Genomic DNA, 14,280 nt, shown 5'->3' on the forward strand with positions numbered 1-14,280 from the left:
CCGCCGGACCGACCCCCGCCCCCCCCCGGAGCCGCCCGGCGGACCGGCGGACCGGCGGACCGGCGGGCCGGCGGGCCGGACGGACCGGACGGACCGGACGGACCACACGCGGTGTGCGCGGCCAGGCGGGTCGGGCAGGCCAGGCAGGTCAGGGAGGCCAGGCAGGTCGGGCAGGTCAGGCGGGGTCGCGCTCCGAAGGGCCCGCGGTCCTCGGGGTGAGGCGGAACACCCGGATCTCGCGCTCCACCCGCGCCTGGTAGGTCGCGTACGGCGGCCAGAAGGCCAGCAGCTCCTTCCACACCGCCGCCCGTTCCTCCCCCGCCAGCATCCTCGCGGTCACCGGGACGTCGGCGCCCTTCCAGCTGATCTCCGCCTCGGGGTGGGCGAGGAGGTTGGCCGTCCAGGCGGGGTGCCCGGTGCGGCCGAAGTTGGACCCGACGAGGATCCAGCTCCGGCCGTCGGGTTCGGGCATGCAGGCCAGCGGCGTCCGGCGCGGCGCCCCGCTCCTCGCGCCGGTGGCGGTCAGGATCACCCCCGGCAGCATCTGGGCGCTGAGCAGCACCTTCCCCCGGGTGAGCCGGTGGACGGCCCGGTCGAGGGCGGGGATCACCCGCGGGGCGACCTTCGCGAAGGCACGCGTCGAGGACACCTTCTGCACCAGCCGGACGCCGATCACACCGTCACCTCCGTCCGGGTGAACAGGGCGGCCCGCTCGGCCGCGTGGGCGCGCAGCCGGTGCACGGGCCCGAACAGCAGTTCGTCGCCGGCGGCCCGCTTGAAGTACAGGTGGGCCTCGTGCTCCCAGGTGAACCCGATGCCGCCGTGCAGCTGGACGCCTTCGGAGGCGGCGAGGCGCAGGGCCTCCAGGGCCTGGGCGAGCGCGAGCCCGCCGACGTGCTCCGCGGCGTCCCCCGTGGCGCCCTCCGGGACGCCGTCCGGGACGCCGTCCGGGACGCCGTCCGTCCGGCCGGCCGCCCACGCGGCGTAATAGGCGGCGGACCGGGCCGCCTGGAGCTGGACGTAGACGTCCGCCAGCCGGTGCTGCACGGCCTGGAACGAGCCGATCGGCCGTCCGAACTGCACCCGCTGCCCCAGGTGGTCGACGGTGCGCTCCAGCACCCGGCCGGCGGCCCCCACGGCCTCGCAGGCGAGGAAGGCGGCGGCGAAGTCACCGGCTTCGGCCAGGGCTCGCGGGACGTCCGCCGCCTCGTCCCCCAGCAGTTCGGCGGTCACGTGGCGCAGTTGGACGCGGGCCTGCGGTCTGGTCGCGTCGAGCGCGGTCTGCCGCGTCCGGACGACGCCGGGGGCGTCCCCCGCCACCAGGAACAGCAGGGTCCGCGACCGTACGAACCCGCCGGTGTGCGCGGCGACCAGCAGCAGCCCGGCGCTGTGCCCGTCGAGCACCTGCGCGGCCTCGCCGTACAGGCGCCAGCCGCCCTCGGCCGGACGGGCCTGGACGCCGCCCGCGCGGCCCCCGCCGGCCCAGTCGCCGCCGCCCGGCCCGGTCAGGGCGAGGGCGGTGGCGAGGGCCGGGGCGGGCACGGCGAGGGCGGCGGTGAGCGTGCCGTCGGTGATCGGCGGCAGCAGACGGGCGCGCTGGGCGTCGGAGCCGAGGGCGAGGATCAGGGGCGCGGCGAGGACGGACGTCGCGAGCAGCGGGGTGGGGGCGAGGGCCCGGCCGGTCTCCTCGGCGGCGAGCGCGAGGTCGGTGCGGGGGCAGCCGACGCCGCCGTAGCGCTCCGGGAGCGCGAGACCGGGCAGCCCGAGCTGTTCGGCGAGGGCGGCCCACAGGGCGGGGTCGTGTCCGGTGGGGGCGTCGAGGGCGGCGCGCAGCTCCCCGGGGCCGCAGCGTTTGTGGAGCAGTTCCCGCAGTGTGCGGCGGATCTCGTCCTGTTCGGCTGTGAAGCCGGGGTCCATGGCCGCCCCTTCCTCCCGATCTGACGGTCCGTCATATTAGGAGCCCGGGAACGAGATGCACAGAGGAAGGTGGCCTCTCATGACAGCGCGGACCCGAAACGTGGCCGTCGTCGGCGTCGCCCTGTCCGACTGCGGTCGGGTGGACGACGCCACCCCCTACGCCCTGCACGCCCAGGCGGCCCGCCGGGCGCTGGCGGACGCGGGGCTGGGGCGGGAGGCGGTGGACGGCTTCGCCTCCGCGGGCCTCGGCACGCTCGCCCCGGTGGAACTGGCCGACTACCTGGGCCTGCGCCCCACCTGGGTCGACTCCACCTCGGTGGGCGGCGCCACCTGGGAGGTGATGGCCGCGCACGCGGCCGACGCGATCGCCGCCGGGCACGCGAACGCCGTCCTGCTGGCGTACGGCTCGACGCCCCGGGCCGACATCAGGGCGGGTCGCCGCACGGGCACCTTCGCCTTCGGCGCACGCGGCCCCCTCCAGTTCGAGGCCCCCTACGGGCACACCCTGATCGCCAAGTACGCGATGGCCGCCCGCCGTCACATGCACCGGTACGGCACGACGATCGAGCAGCTGGCGCAGGTCGCGGTGCAGGCGAGGGCGAACGCGGCGCTGAATCCCGAGGCGATGCACCGCGACCCGATCACCGTCGACGACGTCCTGTCGGGGCCGATGATCGCCGACCCGTTCACGAAACTGCACTGCTGTCTGCGCTCCGACGGCGGCGCGGCCGTGCTGCTGGCGGCCGAGGAGTACGTACGCGACTGCCGCACGGCGCCGGTGTGGGTCCTGGGGACCGGCGAGCACGTCTCGCACGCCTCGATGTCGGAGTGGGACGACTTCACGGTCTCCCCCGCGGCGACGAGCGGCCGCCTGGCCTTCGCACGGGCGGGACTGCGCCCGGACGAGATGGACTTCGCCGAGATCTACGACGCGTTCACCTACATGACGCTGGTGACGCTCGAGGACCTGGGCTTCTGCGCCAAGGGCGAGGGCGGCCCGTTCGTGGAGAAGGGGCGGCTCCGGGTGGCGGGAGGGGAGTTCCCCGTCAACACGGACGGCGGCGGCCTGTCGGCCCAGCACCCCGGCATGCGCGGCCTGTTCCTCCTGGTCGAAGCGGTACGGCAGCTGAGGGGGGAGGCAGGGGCCCGTCAGGTGCGCGACGCCGCCGGCGACCTCCCCCGCCACGCGGTGGCCTCGGCCACGGGCGGCTGGTTCTGCTCCTCGGCGACGGTGGTCCTGGGCCGGGGGTGAGGCGGGCGGCCCGTCAGCCGGCCGGGGTGCGGTGGGTGACGGAGCCGTCGATGTCCGCGTCCAGGGTGCCCGTGCCGTGGGGGCCGGTCACGGTGACGCGCAGGGTCGGGGGGCCGGTGAGCCGGACCGCGGTGAGCTGCCAGGTGCTCGGGGTCCCGGCGCCGAGCGTGGTGCGCGCCTGCTCGACCAGGGCGGGGATGCGGGCGTAGGGCAGGGAGTCGAGGTCGAACCGCGGGACGCCGGCGACGTCCGGCGCGAACACCACCGACACGAGCCGCTCCTGGACGACGACGGTGACGGCCCGGCTCCCGCCCGCGCCCCGGTTCCTGGTCAGGGAGGCGACCGCGCGACGCAACTCGCCCGCGTCCAGCAGGGACTGCCGCGGTCCGACCGACACGGTGCCGGTCATCGACGTGGACGTGACCGTGGTGGACGACGTGGAGACCGACGGCTCGGCGGTGGCGGGCGGCCGCCCGGGGCCGTCGGAGCCGAACGCCTCGGACAGGTCGCCGCGGAACGGCACGACCACGGCGGCCGCCGCGAGCACCAGGCCGACGAGGCGGACGGCCGCGTGGTCGAACCGCGCCGACGGCCGGCGCACGAGGGCGGACTCCGGCGCGGAGTCGATCGCCGCGTCGGCCGCCCGCGCCGCCCACTGCGGCCCCGGCGGCTCGACGATCCTCGTCCGCCACGGCCGGTCCGGCGGGTAGGAGACCACGACCGTGCGACGCGGCCGGTACGCGGGAAGATCGACGAGGTTGACGTGCAGGCGGGTCGCCACCCGGAAGGCCGGCGCCGCGTCCGGCGCCACGGTGAGGACGAACCGGAGCGGCACGTCCCCGGTGTCGCTCGACTCCGCGCGCACGCTCTCGATCCCGGCGAGGGCCGTGACCGGCGTGACGGCCGCGCGCCGGGCCCGCCGGGGCCCGCCCGCCGCGAACGCGATCACGCCTGCCGCCAGGGGCAGTCCGAGCCCGGCGAGGAGGAGGGCGCCGCTCCCGACGACGTAGCCGACCGCCAGAGCGGCCAGGGACCCGCCGCCGACGGAGCCGGCCAGGAACGCGCGCACGAGCCGGGCCGGGTCGTCGCGCACGGGCGTGGGGCCGCCGGTCCACGGGTCGTCGGTCTGCGGGTCGTCGGTCTGCGGGTCGTCGGTCTGCGCGCCGCCCGTGATCGCCATGAGGCGATTGTGCCGCTCCCGGGTGGCCGCCGGAAGACCCCACGACAGCGGTCAAGGGCCCCTCGGGGAAAGGGCGGAGGCGGGCGGCAACCTTTTCGGCTCCGGCGGCCACTGGGAGTCGGCAGGTGCGGCTTTCCCGAGCCCTCTGCCGAACGTGCTCCGCCGACTCGCGTAAGGATCCCTCCGTGGCAAGCTCCTCGCACCGACGTTCCCGCCGCCCCGACGGGCGCCCGGGCCGTCGTGTCCCCGTCGTCACCGTGGTGGCCGTGGCCGCCGTCGCGCTCGTGGTGTCCCTGGTCGTGGCCCTCCGCCCCGGCGGCGGGGACGACGGCGGGGCGCGGGCGGTCGAGCCGGCGGCCGGGTCCGCGGTGAGCGCGACGCCCGCGGCGAGCCCGCCCGCGACGGCGTCCGCGTCACCGACGGCTTCGCCGTCGCCGTCGCCGAAGTCGTCCACGGCGTCCGGCAGCCCGAGCCCGGCCGGAACGGCCGGCGCCTCGAAGGCGCCGTCGCCGCGGCCCGCGGCCGGGTCCGCGGCCCGCACGGCTTCCGGCACGGCCGCGTCGGCCGGACGCGTCCGGCCCGGGACCACCCACACCGGGGTCGCCACCGCCTACGACATCGGCGACGGCAACGGCGCCTGCTCCTACGGCCCGACCTCCGACGTGATGACCGCGGCGATGAACACGGCCGACTACGACACGGCGCAGGCGTGCGGCGCGTACGTGTCCGTCCGGGCGTCGAACGGGGCGTCCGTGACGGTCCGGATCACCAACGAGTGCCCGGCGCCCTGCGCGGTCGGCCAGATCGACCTCAGCCAGCAGGCCTTCGCCAAGCTCGCGCCGCTCGTGACGGGCCGGATCCCGATCACCTGGAGCGTGCTGAGCCCGGCCACGTCCGAGACGATCTCGATCCGCTACAAGACCGGTTCCTCCCCGTACTGGTGCGGCATCCAGGCCATCGGCCACCGCAACCCGCTGGCCCGCCTGGAGGTCCGCACGGGCGCGGGCTGGACCCGGCTCGCGCGCACCGGCTACAACTACTTCCTCTCCGAGCACGGCGCCGGCTGCGGCAGCGCGATCCGGCTCACCGACGTCTATGGCGAGCAGCTCGCCGTCGGCGCGCCGGCCGTCCGGGCCGACGTGGTGCAGCCGACCCGCCTGCAGTTCGCCCGGCACTGACCGGATACTCGGTACATGACCGAGGATCTGCACGAACTGCTGAGGACGCTGCGGGTGTGGGACCCGGAGGTGACGGAACTGCCGCCCTTCGACCCGGCGTCGGCGCCCGCCGAACCGCTGCCCCTCTTCACGCGGTGGTTCGCGCAGGCGGTCGCGGCGGGCGAGCGGGAGCCGCACACCACGACCCTCGCCACCGTCGGCGAGGACGGTCTGCCCGACGCCCGCGTCGTCATGCTGCACGGCGCGGACGCGGACGGCTGGTCCTTCGCGTCCCACGCCACCAGCCGCAAGGGCCGCCAGCTCGCCGCCCGCCCCTACGCGGCGCTCACGTTCTACTGGCCCGTGCTCGGCCGCCAGGTCCGGGTGCGCGGCCCGGTCTCGTCCGCCCCCTCCGAGGAGGCCCAGGCCGACCTGCACGCCCGCTCGACCGGCGCCCTGGCCGCCGCGCTGACCGGCCGGCAGAGCGAGGTCCTGGCCTCGCCGGAGGAACTGGCGCGGGCCTCGGAGGCCGCCTGGGAACACGCCCGCCGCGACCCGACGGCGAGATCCGCGACCTGGACCCTGTACCGACTGCGCCCGCACGAGGTGGAGTTCTTCCAGGGCGACGCCGCCCGCCGCCACACCCGCCTGAGCTACCACCGCACGGACGACACCTGGACCACCCGCCTCCTGTGGCCCTGACCCCGTCAGCACCGATCGGTGACACGCGGGCGCCCTGCCGCCGGTCACCGGCCTCACCCGAAAGAGGGCGTGCGGCGACGCGCCCCTACGCGAACTCGTGGGCCGCGAAGTCGGCCACCGGGCGGTAGCCGATGCGCTGGTAGAGGCCGTTGCTCGTCGGGTTGGAGAGGTCGGTGAAGAGGAGCACCTCCGCCGCGCCCGAGGCCAGCGCCGCCCTGCTCACCTCGGCCGTGGCCGCACCCGCGTAGCCGCGGCCGCGCAGTTCGGCCGGGGTGTAGACGGGGGCGACCCTGATCTGGCCGGCCACCTCGGGGGTGACGCCGGCCATGGCGACGGGGACGCCGTCGGGCGTCTCCCAGAAGGTGATCCCGCCGTAGGAGACACGGGAGTCGGCCCACGCCCCGCCGTCCTGGACGGGGTGCCCGCCGACCTGGGCCGAGAACTCCTCGTACCAGCGCACGAGCAGGTCCCGGTCGGCCGCGTCCGCCACCCGCGCCCGGCCCGCGGGGGCGGGTTCCGGCGGCGTCAGCTCCGCCAGGCGGTACAGGCGCTGCCGTACGGTCACGCGGGACCCGGAGCCCGTCCGCCGCTGCCACGCCCGCGCGAACGCGGCCGCGGTGTCGCGGTCGGCGGAGACTCCGGGGAAGCGGTGACCGGCGGCGGCCAGCGTCCCCGCGAGGGCGTCGGCCTCCTGCGCCGTCAGGGACGTGAGGTAGATCCCGTGCGGCGGCGTCCGGAAGAACACCGCGCGGACCCCGCCGCCGGTCCCGGCCGGGGCGTCCCCGCCCAGCACGCCGAAGACGGGGTCTTCGTCGCCGTACACGTGCGGGCCCCTGCGCCGCAGGCTGTCGACGACGGTCAGCGGGACCGTGTGCAGGGCCGGGCGGGAGGCGAGGAAGTCGCCGGCGCGGTCGAGGAACGCGTCGAGGTCATGGGTGAGACGCCACTCGCCGGGACCGTCAGGGCTGTCAGGGCTGTCAGGGCTGTCAGGGCTGTCAGGGCTGTCAGGGCTCATGGTCCATCGTCGCCTGCGGGGGGCGTGGGCCGCCTGCGAATTACCGGGGGCTCAGGGGGACTCGGGGAACTCCGGCTCCGGGTCCGTCGCCAGGCGCGCGTGCAGATGGACGTCGCGGAAGGCGTCGCGGCGGCCCTCCTCCCACATCGCCCCGCGCAGGGTCCCCTCGTGGCGGAACCCGCAGCGCTCGGCGATCCGGCACGAGGCCTCGTGGCCGAGGGCATGACCCAACTCCAGCCGGTGCAGGCCGACTTCGGTGAACGTCCAGCGCGCCGCGAGCAGCAGGGCGCCGGTGGCGACGTGCCGGCCGCGCGCCTCGGGCAGGACCCAGTAACCGACCCGGGCGAAGCTCAGCACACGGTCGATCATGTTGACGGCGACCTGCCCGAGGATCGTCCCGTCGGCCGCGTCCGTGACGCAGAACGGCAGGGCGTGCCCGGCGGCGGCGTCCGCCTTCCTGCCCTCCAGGGAGGCCCGGGCGCCGGCGGTGTCGGCGACCGTGCGCAGCGGCGTGTTCCAGCGCCGGAACTCCGGGTCGAGATGCCCGCGCAGCCACGCCTCGACGTCGTCGGCGGACTCGGGGTCCCAGGCGCGCAGCCGCAGTCCGTGGCCTTCGAGCACGGGCGTCGCGCAGGACGTGGAGGGGGATTCACGAGTGTCGGTCATCCGGTCATTGAACACCCGTCCGGGCGGACGGCGGCGGGTCGTCCGCCGCCGCCCGGAACACCGGGATCCCGTCCCGGAAGGCGACCGTCAGCGCCATGCCGATGCGCGGCTCGGCGTCCCCCACCAGCTCGGTCGACATCCGCGGCCCCTCGGCCAGGTCGACCACGGCCGCGACGTAGGGCGTGCGCTCCCCGAACGGCGGCAGGTCGTTGCGGTGGACGACGGACCAGGTGTAGAGGGTGGCCCGGCCGCTCGCGTCCTCCCAGACCACGTCCTCGCTCCAGCAGTGCGGGCAGAACTCGCGGGGGTAGTGATGGGCCCGCCCGCAGGCCCCGCAGCGCCGGACGAGCAGCCGGCCCGTGGCGGCGGCCTCCCAGTAGGTGCGGGTGAAGGCGTCGGCCTCGGGGAGGTCGTACCGGGCGGCGGTCAGCGGAACCACCCCAGCGCGTTGTCCAGGGACCACGTCTGCCAGGCCATGCCGCCCAGCGCCACCGCCGAGATCAGCGCCATCATCGAGTTCTGCCCCTGCTCGGCCCAGTCGTGGATCATGAGGACGAGGTAGAGGAGGTTGAGGAGCAGGCCGCAGGCCAGCGCGACCGGGGTGAGGAAGCCGGCGACCAGTCCGAGCCCGAGCGCGAGTTCCGCGTACACCACGACGTACGCCATGACGCGCGGGCGGGGCCGCACCACCGCGTCGAAGCCGGAACGGACGGCGGTCCAGCGGTGCTTGCCCGCCACGTCCGCGGCCCAGGCGATGCCCGACCCCTCGGCGAACCAGGCCTTCTTGTCCTTGTGCCGCCAGCTCTCCAGCCACCACAGCCCGAGTCCGATCCGCAGCACCGCCAGCCACTCGGCCCCGTCGAGCCAGATCGCATCCATGAATCTGACGGTACGTCAGATGCGTGCTTCCCGGAACCCCGCGCGTGCGCGGCAGCGGGGCCGCCGCGCACCGCGCATGAGCACCCCCCCCCTTCGCCCACGACGAAGTGGCCTACGTCACCGAATCCGCACCCCTCTCCCCCACATGTGATCGATCCGCAACCAATTCCGGTCTTGACCGAGACCCATCAACGGATCGCGTGATTACGCTCGCGCTCATGGAAGACTCCGCACCGCGCCCGGCCTCCCAGGCGATCACCGCCGCGAACCCGGCCGACCGTCCCGTCTACGTGATCGGCGGCGGCCCCGGCGGCCTCGCCACCGCGTACGCGCTGCGTGCCCAGGGCATACGCGCGGTCGTGGTGGAGAAGGCCGGCACGGTCGGGGCGTCCTGGCGACGGCACTACGACCGGCTGCATCTGCACACCACCCGGGGGCTGTCCGCCCTGCCGGGCCTGAAGATGCCGCGCCGGTTCGGACGGTGGGCGGCCCGCGACGACGTGGTGCGCTACCTGGAGAAGTACGCCGAGGTGCACGAGCTGGAGATCGTCACCGGCGTCGAGGTCTCCCGCGTCGAGCGCACCGCCGACGGCGCCGGATGGCTGCTGCGCGCCACGGGCGGCCGTGAGCTGGTCGGCTCGGCGGTCGTCGTCGCCACCGGCTACAACCACACCCCGTACCTGCCGGACTGGCCCGGCCGCGAGGAGTTCTCCGGCGAGCTGACCCACGCCGGCTCCTACCGCGACGGCGCGCCCTACGCCGGCCGGGACGTCCTCGTCGTGGGCGTCGGCAACACCGGCGCGGAGATCGCCGTCGACCTGGTGGAACACGGGGCCGGGCGGGTGCGGCTCGCGGTGCGCACCGTCCCGCACATCGTGCGGCGCTCCACGGCCGGCTGGGCCGCGCAGTACAGCGGCATCCTGGTGCGCCGCCTGCCCGTGGCGCTGGTCGACCGGATCTGCCGGGTGATGGCCAGGGCGAGCATCCCCGACCTGTCCGCGCACGGGCTGCCGCGCCCCGACACCGGGCTCTACACCCGCGCCCGGCAGGGCGCCATCCCGGTGCAGGACGTCGGTCTGATCGACGCCGTGCGCCGGGGCCGGGTGGAGATCGTGGCCGCCGTCGAGGGCTTCGAGGACGGCGGCAAGGTCGTGCTCGCCGACGGGACGCGGATCTCCCCGGACGCGGTCGTCGCGGCCACCGGTTACGTCCGCGCCCTGGAGAGCCTGGTCGGCCACCTCGGGGTGCTCGACGAGCGGGGCAGACCCGTCGTCCACGGCGCCCGCACCGGCGAGCAGGCCCCGGGCCTGTACTTCACCGGCTTCACCACCCCCATCAGCGGCACGCTGCGCGAGCTGTCGATCGACGCCGCGAAGATCGCGAAGGCGGTGCGCCGCTCCCGGCGGTGAACACCCCCGCCGTCAGCTGTAACTGTCGGTAACTTCCTTGATTCCGCTGCCCGTTACATCTGTGCCAGATGTGGCGGGGACGTTGTCGTGCGCCCGTGCGCGGAGCCAGAATGTGAGCCCTGTTCACCTTTTCGGCTCCACCCACCTCTCGCTCCCGAAGCCCGACGGAGGACGCACGTGGCAAGTGAAAGACAGCCCACCCCCAGGATGTCCCGCCGCTCCCTGCTCGGCCGCACGGCCGCGGTGGCCGCCGGCGCGACCGCGCTCGGCGCGACCGCCGCGGGTCCGGCCGCCGCGGCCACCCGGGAGGTGGACGTCGCGATCGTGGGCGCCGGCCTGGCCGGTCTCACCGCGGCCCGCGACCTGGTGGCCGCCGGCCGCACGGTCGCCGTCCTGGAGGCCCGCGGGCGGGTGGGCGGCCGCGTCGTCAACCTCCCTCTCGCGAACGGCGGGGTCACCGAGGGGGGCGGCGAGTTCATCGGCCCCACCCAGGACCGCATCAAGGCGCTCGCCGACTCCCTGGGCGTCGCCACCTTCCCCACCTACAACGCCGGCAAGAACCTGCTCTACAAGGACGGCAGGAAGACCCCGTACGCCACCGACGGCCTGCTCGGCTCGGTGCCACCGGTCGACGCGGCCGGCCTGGCCAACGCGGCGATCGTGCAGGCCTCACTGGACGACATGGCCAAGACGGTCCCGGTCGACGCGCCCTGGACCGCCGCCAAGGCCGAGGAGTGGGACCGCCAGACCTTCGAGACCTGGCTGCGCGCCAACGCCGTGGTCCCCTCGGCCAAGTTCCTCCTGGACGTCGCCTGCACCTCGATCTTCTCGGCCGAGCCGCGCGAGCTCTCGCTGCTCTTCGTGCTCTTCTACATCGCCGCCGCGGGCAACGACTCCACGCCCGGCACCCTGGAGCGCCTCACCGAGACCGCGGGCGGCGCGCAGGAACAGCGCTTCGTCGGCGGGTCCCAGCAGGTGCCGATCAGGCTCGCCGCCACGCTCGGCGACCGGGTGGTGCTGAACGCCCCGGTGCGCACGATCGCCCGCTCCGGCGGGAAGTACGTGGTGACGGCCGACGGCGTCACCGTCACGGCCGGGCGGGTCGTCGTCGCCGTGCCGCCGCCGCTCGCGGCGCGCATCACGTACGACCCGCTGCTGCCCGCCGCCCGCGACCAGCTCACCCAGCGCCTGCCGATGGCCTCGGTCGGCAAGGCGATCGCGATCTACGACACCCCCTTCTGGCGGGCCGACGGCCTCAACGGCCAGGTCGTCAGCGACACCGGCGTGGTCAGCTCCACCTTCGACAACTCGCCGCCGGACGCCTCCTACGGCGCGCTGATGGGCTTCATCGAGGCCGACGAGGCACGGGCGTACGACGCCGCGAGCGAGGCGGAGGTCAAAGCGGCCGTGCTCAAGGACTACGTGACGTACTTCGGCCCGAAAGCGGCCTCCCCCACGTCCTTCGTCCTGCAACGCTGGAACAACGAGGCCTACACGCGCGGCGGCCCGGTCTCGCTCGCCGCGCCCGGCGTCCTGACCCGGTACGGCCGCGCCCTGCGCGAGCCAGTCGGCGGGATCCACTGGGCCGGGACGGAGACCTCCGTCCACTGGATGGGCTTCATGGACGGAGCCGTGCGCTCGGGCGAGCGGGTGGCGGCGGAAGTGCTGGCCGCCCTGTAGGCGAGGGGCGCGGGTCCGCCCTTTCTGTGTGCACGACCATTCCTGACGGACCGTCAGCTATGTAACCTGACAGAGCGTCAGTTACTCGACGGTCACTCACGGCAGTCACACAGGAACGGGCGGACCGATGCTTGGATCAACCCACGGCACCCTCACCACCGGTTCCCGCCGGGCCCGGGTCGTCGCGTGCGGCGAGACGCCCGGACCCGCCGTCCACGGCCGGCCGGACCAGGCGGACGACCTCGACGTCAGCGGCCGCCCGCTGTACGCGGACGTCCCCGATCTGGACCGGTTCTTCCGGCCCGAGTCCGTCGCGGTCATCGGCGCCTCGGACGCCGAAGGCCGCCCGAACACCGGCGTCACCCGGCAGCTGGTGAGCTGGGCGGAGCGGGTGGGGGCGCGGCTGCATCCCGTGCACCCCACCCGCGCGAGCGTGTTCGGCCTGCCCTGCGCCGCGTCCGTCGCCGACCTGCCCGACCAGGTCGACCTGGCCGTCCTGCTGGTCTCCGACCCGCTGCCGGTGATCGAGCAACTGGCCGAGACGAAGGTGAAGTTCGCGGTCGTCTTCGCCTCCGGGTTCGCCGAGACCGGCGAGGAGGGCGCGGCCGCCCAGGAACGGCTGGCGGCGGCGGTGGAACGTTCCGGCATGCGTCTGCTCGGCCCCAACACCAACCTCAACGCCTTCGAGCGGTTCCGCGACGACCTCACCGGACCGGCGATCGCGCTGATCACCCAGTCCGGTCACCAGGGCCGCCCGGTCTTCGCCCTTCAGGAGCTCGGCGTGCGCCTCTCGCACTGGGCGCCGACCGGCAACGAGGCCGACCTGGAGACCGCGGACTTCCTCTCGTACTTCGCCGAGCGCCCGGAGGTCGGCGCGATCGCCTGCTACGTCGAGGGTCTCAAGGACGGCCGGTCCTTCCTGCTGGCCGCCGACCGGGCCGCCCGGCGCGGGGTCCCGGTGGTCGCGGTCAAGGTCGGCCGCACCGAGGCGGGCGCCCGCACCGCCGCCTCCCACACCGGCAAGCTGACCGGTGCGGACGAGGTCGTCGACGCGGCGATGCGGCAGTACGGGGTGATCCGCGTCGACGGCCTCGACGAACTCCAGGACACGGCGGCCCTGTTGGCGCGGGCGCGGCCGCCGCGGGCCACCGGCGTGGCGATCTACTCCATCTCCGGCGGCACCGGCGCCCACGCGGCCGACCTGGCCACGGCGGCGGGCCTGCACCTGCCGGCCCTGTCGAGCGCGAAACAGGCCGAGCTGCACCAGTGGATCCCCGCGTACCTGAACGTGGCCAACCCGGTCGACAACGGCGGCCACCCGGTGGGCGACTGGCGCGGACGGAAGATCATCGACGCGATCCTCGACGACCCGGCGGTGGGCGTCCTGATCTGTCCCGTGACCGGCCCCTTCCCGCCCCTCAGCGACCGGCTGGTCCAGGACCTGGTGGACGCCGCGGAGCGGACGGACAAGCTGGTGTGCGTGGTGTGGGGCTCCCCGGTGGGCACGGAACCCGCCTACCGCGAGGTGCTGCTGGGCTCCTCCCGGGTGGCCACCTTCCGCACCCTGGCCAACTGCCTCTCGGCCGTCCGCGCCCACCTCGACCACCACCGTTTCGTCACCGGCTACCGGTCCCCCTTCGACCAGGCCCCGCGCACCCCGTCCCCGTCCTACCGCAAGGCCCAGCTGCTGATGCGGCCGGGACAGCAGCTGAGCGAGCACGCGGCCAAGCAGCTGCTGCGCGCGTACGGCATCCGGGTCCCGCGCGAGCAGCTGGTGACCAGCGCGGCGGCGGCCGTGCGGGCGGCCGGGCTGGTCGGCTACCCGGTGGTGATGAAGGCGTCCGGCGCGCAGATCGCCCACAAGACCGAACTGGGCCTGGTCAAGATCGGCCTGACCTCGGCGAGCCAGGTCCGCGACGCCTACCGCGAGCTGACCGACATCGCCCGCTACGAGGGCGTCGCGCTGGACGGCGTCCTGGTGTGCCAGATGGTCGAGCGGGGCGTGGAGATGGTGGTGGGCGTCACCCACGACGACCTGTTCGGGCCCACGGTCACGGTCGGGCTGGGCGGGGTCCTGGTGGAGGTCCTGCGGGACGCCGCCGTGCGCGTCCCGCCCTTCGGCGAGGACCAGGCCCGCGACATGCTGGCCGAACTGCGCGGCCGGGCGCTGCTGGAGGGCGTCCGCGGCCGCCCGCCGGCCGACGTCGACGCGCTCGTCGAGGTCGTCCTGCGGGTGCAGCGCATGGCCCTGGAGCTCGGCGAGGACCTGGCCGAGCTCGACGTCAACCCGCTGGTGGTCCTGGACCGGGGCCAGGGCGCGGTGGCGCTGGACGCCCTGGCGGTGTGCCGGTGACCGCCGCCGGCCCCGCGAGGGCCTCCCGTCCGGTGCGGGCCGCCGCAGCCGCGCGCCGCGGGCGGGGGAA

Annotated in this window: 13 protein-coding genes; 6 read left to right on the forward strand and 7 right to left on the reverse strand. The window is 75.2% G+C overall.

What is annotated here, in order from left to right; translation table 11 throughout:
• Positions 1 to 175: 175 nt before the first annotated feature.
• Together KMS84_RS19465 and KMS84_RS19470 are read right to left on the reverse strand one after the other, a co-directional pair.
• Complete coding sequence (locus KMS84_RS19465; RefSeq protein ID WP_256917547.1) at positions 176 to 676, reverse strand: nitroreductase family deazaflavin-dependent oxidoreductase; 501 nt, start codon at positions 674 to 676, stop codon at positions 176 to 178.
• The gene (locus KMS84_RS19470; protein ID WP_256917548.1) at positions 673 to 1,917 is read right to left on the reverse strand and encodes an acyl-CoA dehydrogenase family protein; all 1,245 of its coding nucleotides are present in this window, start codon (positions 1,915 to 1,917) and stop codon (positions 673 to 675) included. Before KMS84_RS19470 ends, KMS84_RS19465 begins: the two co-directional genes overlap by 4 nt.
• Before the next feature lie 79 nt (positions 1,918 to 1,996).
• On the opposite strand from KMS84_RS19470, the gene KMS84_RS19475 reads away from it, so the two are divergent.
• Positions 1,997 to 3,169 (forward strand): thiolase C-terminal domain-containing protein, encoded by a 1,173-nt coding sequence (locus tag KMS84_RS19475; RefSeq protein WP_256917549.1) that lies wholly within the window; start codon positions 1,997 to 1,999, stop codon positions 3,167 to 3,169.
• Between the two features lie 13 nt (positions 3,170 to 3,182).
• Here KMS84_RS19475 and KMS84_RS19480 read toward each other — a convergent pair whose 3' ends face one another.
• Positions 3,183 to 4,349, reverse strand: coding sequence for a hypothetical protein (locus tag KMS84_RS19480; RefSeq protein WP_256917550.1), 1,167 nt, complete (start codon positions 4,347 to 4,349; stop codon positions 3,183 to 3,185).
• 185 nt (positions 4,350 to 4,534) lie between these two features.
• Between KMS84_RS19480 and KMS84_RS19485 the strand changes: the two genes are divergently transcribed.
• Both KMS84_RS19485 and KMS84_RS19490 read left to right on the forward strand, forming a co-directional pair.
• Complete coding sequence (locus KMS84_RS19485; protein ID WP_256917552.1) at positions 4,535 to 5,527, forward strand: expansin EXLX1 family cellulose-binding protein; 993 nt, start codon at positions 4,535 to 4,537, stop codon at positions 5,525 to 5,527.
• 15 nt (positions 5,528 to 5,542) lie between these two features.
• The gene (locus KMS84_RS19490) at positions 5,543 to 6,208 is read left to right on the forward strand and encodes a pyridoxine/pyridoxamine 5'-phosphate oxidase (RefSeq protein WP_256917553.1); all 666 of its coding nucleotides are present in this window, start codon (positions 5,543 to 5,545) and stop codon (positions 6,206 to 6,208) included.
• 85 nt (positions 6,209 to 6,293) lie between these two features.
• On the opposite strand, the gene KMS84_RS19495 is transcribed toward KMS84_RS19490, so the two are convergent.
• From KMS84_RS19495 to KMS84_RS19510, 4 genes are read right to left on the reverse strand one after another with little or no spacing between them, the layout of a single operon-like run.
• Positions 6,294 to 7,223: a GNAT family N-acetyltransferase gene (locus KMS84_RS19495; protein ID WP_256917555.1), complete on the reverse strand. Its 930-nt coding sequence runs from the start codon at positions 7,221 to 7,223 to the stop codon at positions 6,294 to 6,296.
• Between the two features lie 51 nt (positions 7,224 to 7,274).
• Positions 7,275 to 7,889 (reverse strand): GNAT family N-acetyltransferase, encoded by a 615-nt coding sequence (locus KMS84_RS19500; protein WP_256917557.1) that lies wholly within the window; start codon positions 7,887 to 7,889, stop codon positions 7,275 to 7,277.
• Between the two features lie 4 nt (positions 7,890 to 7,893).
• Positions 7,894 to 8,328 carry a Zn-ribbon domain-containing OB-fold protein gene (locus KMS84_RS19505; RefSeq protein ID WP_438818960.1) on the reverse strand — a complete coding sequence of 145 codons (435 nt, stop codon included), beginning with the start codon at positions 8,326 to 8,328 and terminating at the stop codon, positions 7,894 to 7,896.
• A complete protein-coding gene (locus KMS84_RS19510; protein ID WP_256917559.1) occupies positions 8,316 to 8,768 on the reverse strand; it encodes a DoxX family membrane protein in 453 nt (150 codons plus the stop codon). Before KMS84_RS19510 ends, KMS84_RS19505 begins: the two co-directional genes overlap by 13 nt.
• A gap of 218 nt (positions 8,769 to 8,986) precedes the next feature.
• Here KMS84_RS19510 and KMS84_RS19515 point away from each other — a divergent pair, with 218 nt between their 5' ends.
• From KMS84_RS19515 to KMS84_RS19525, 3 genes are all read left to right on the forward strand, one after another.
• Complete coding sequence (locus tag KMS84_RS19515) at positions 8,987 to 10,177, forward strand: flavin-containing monooxygenase (protein ID WP_256917560.1); 1,191 nt, start codon at positions 8,987 to 8,989, stop codon at positions 10,175 to 10,177.
• A gap of 207 nt (positions 10,178 to 10,384) precedes the next feature.
• The gene (locus KMS84_RS19520) at positions 10,385 to 11,857 is read left to right on the forward strand and encodes a flavin monoamine oxidase family protein (protein WP_256917631.1); all 1,473 of its coding nucleotides are present in this window, start codon (positions 10,385 to 10,387) and stop codon (positions 11,855 to 11,857) included.
• 127 nt (positions 11,858 to 11,984) lie between these two features.
• Positions 11,985 to 14,210: an acetate--CoA ligase family protein gene (locus KMS84_RS19525; RefSeq protein ID WP_256917561.1), complete on the forward strand. Its 2,226-nt coding sequence runs from the start codon at positions 11,985 to 11,987 to the stop codon at positions 14,208 to 14,210.
• Positions 14,211 to 14,280: the final 70 nt, after the last annotated feature.

The organism is Streptomyces hilarionis (genome assembly GCF_024539675.1).
Taxonomy (GTDB): Bacteria; Actinomycetota; Actinomycetes; order Streptomycetales; family Streptomycetaceae; genus Streptomyces; species Streptomyces hilarionis.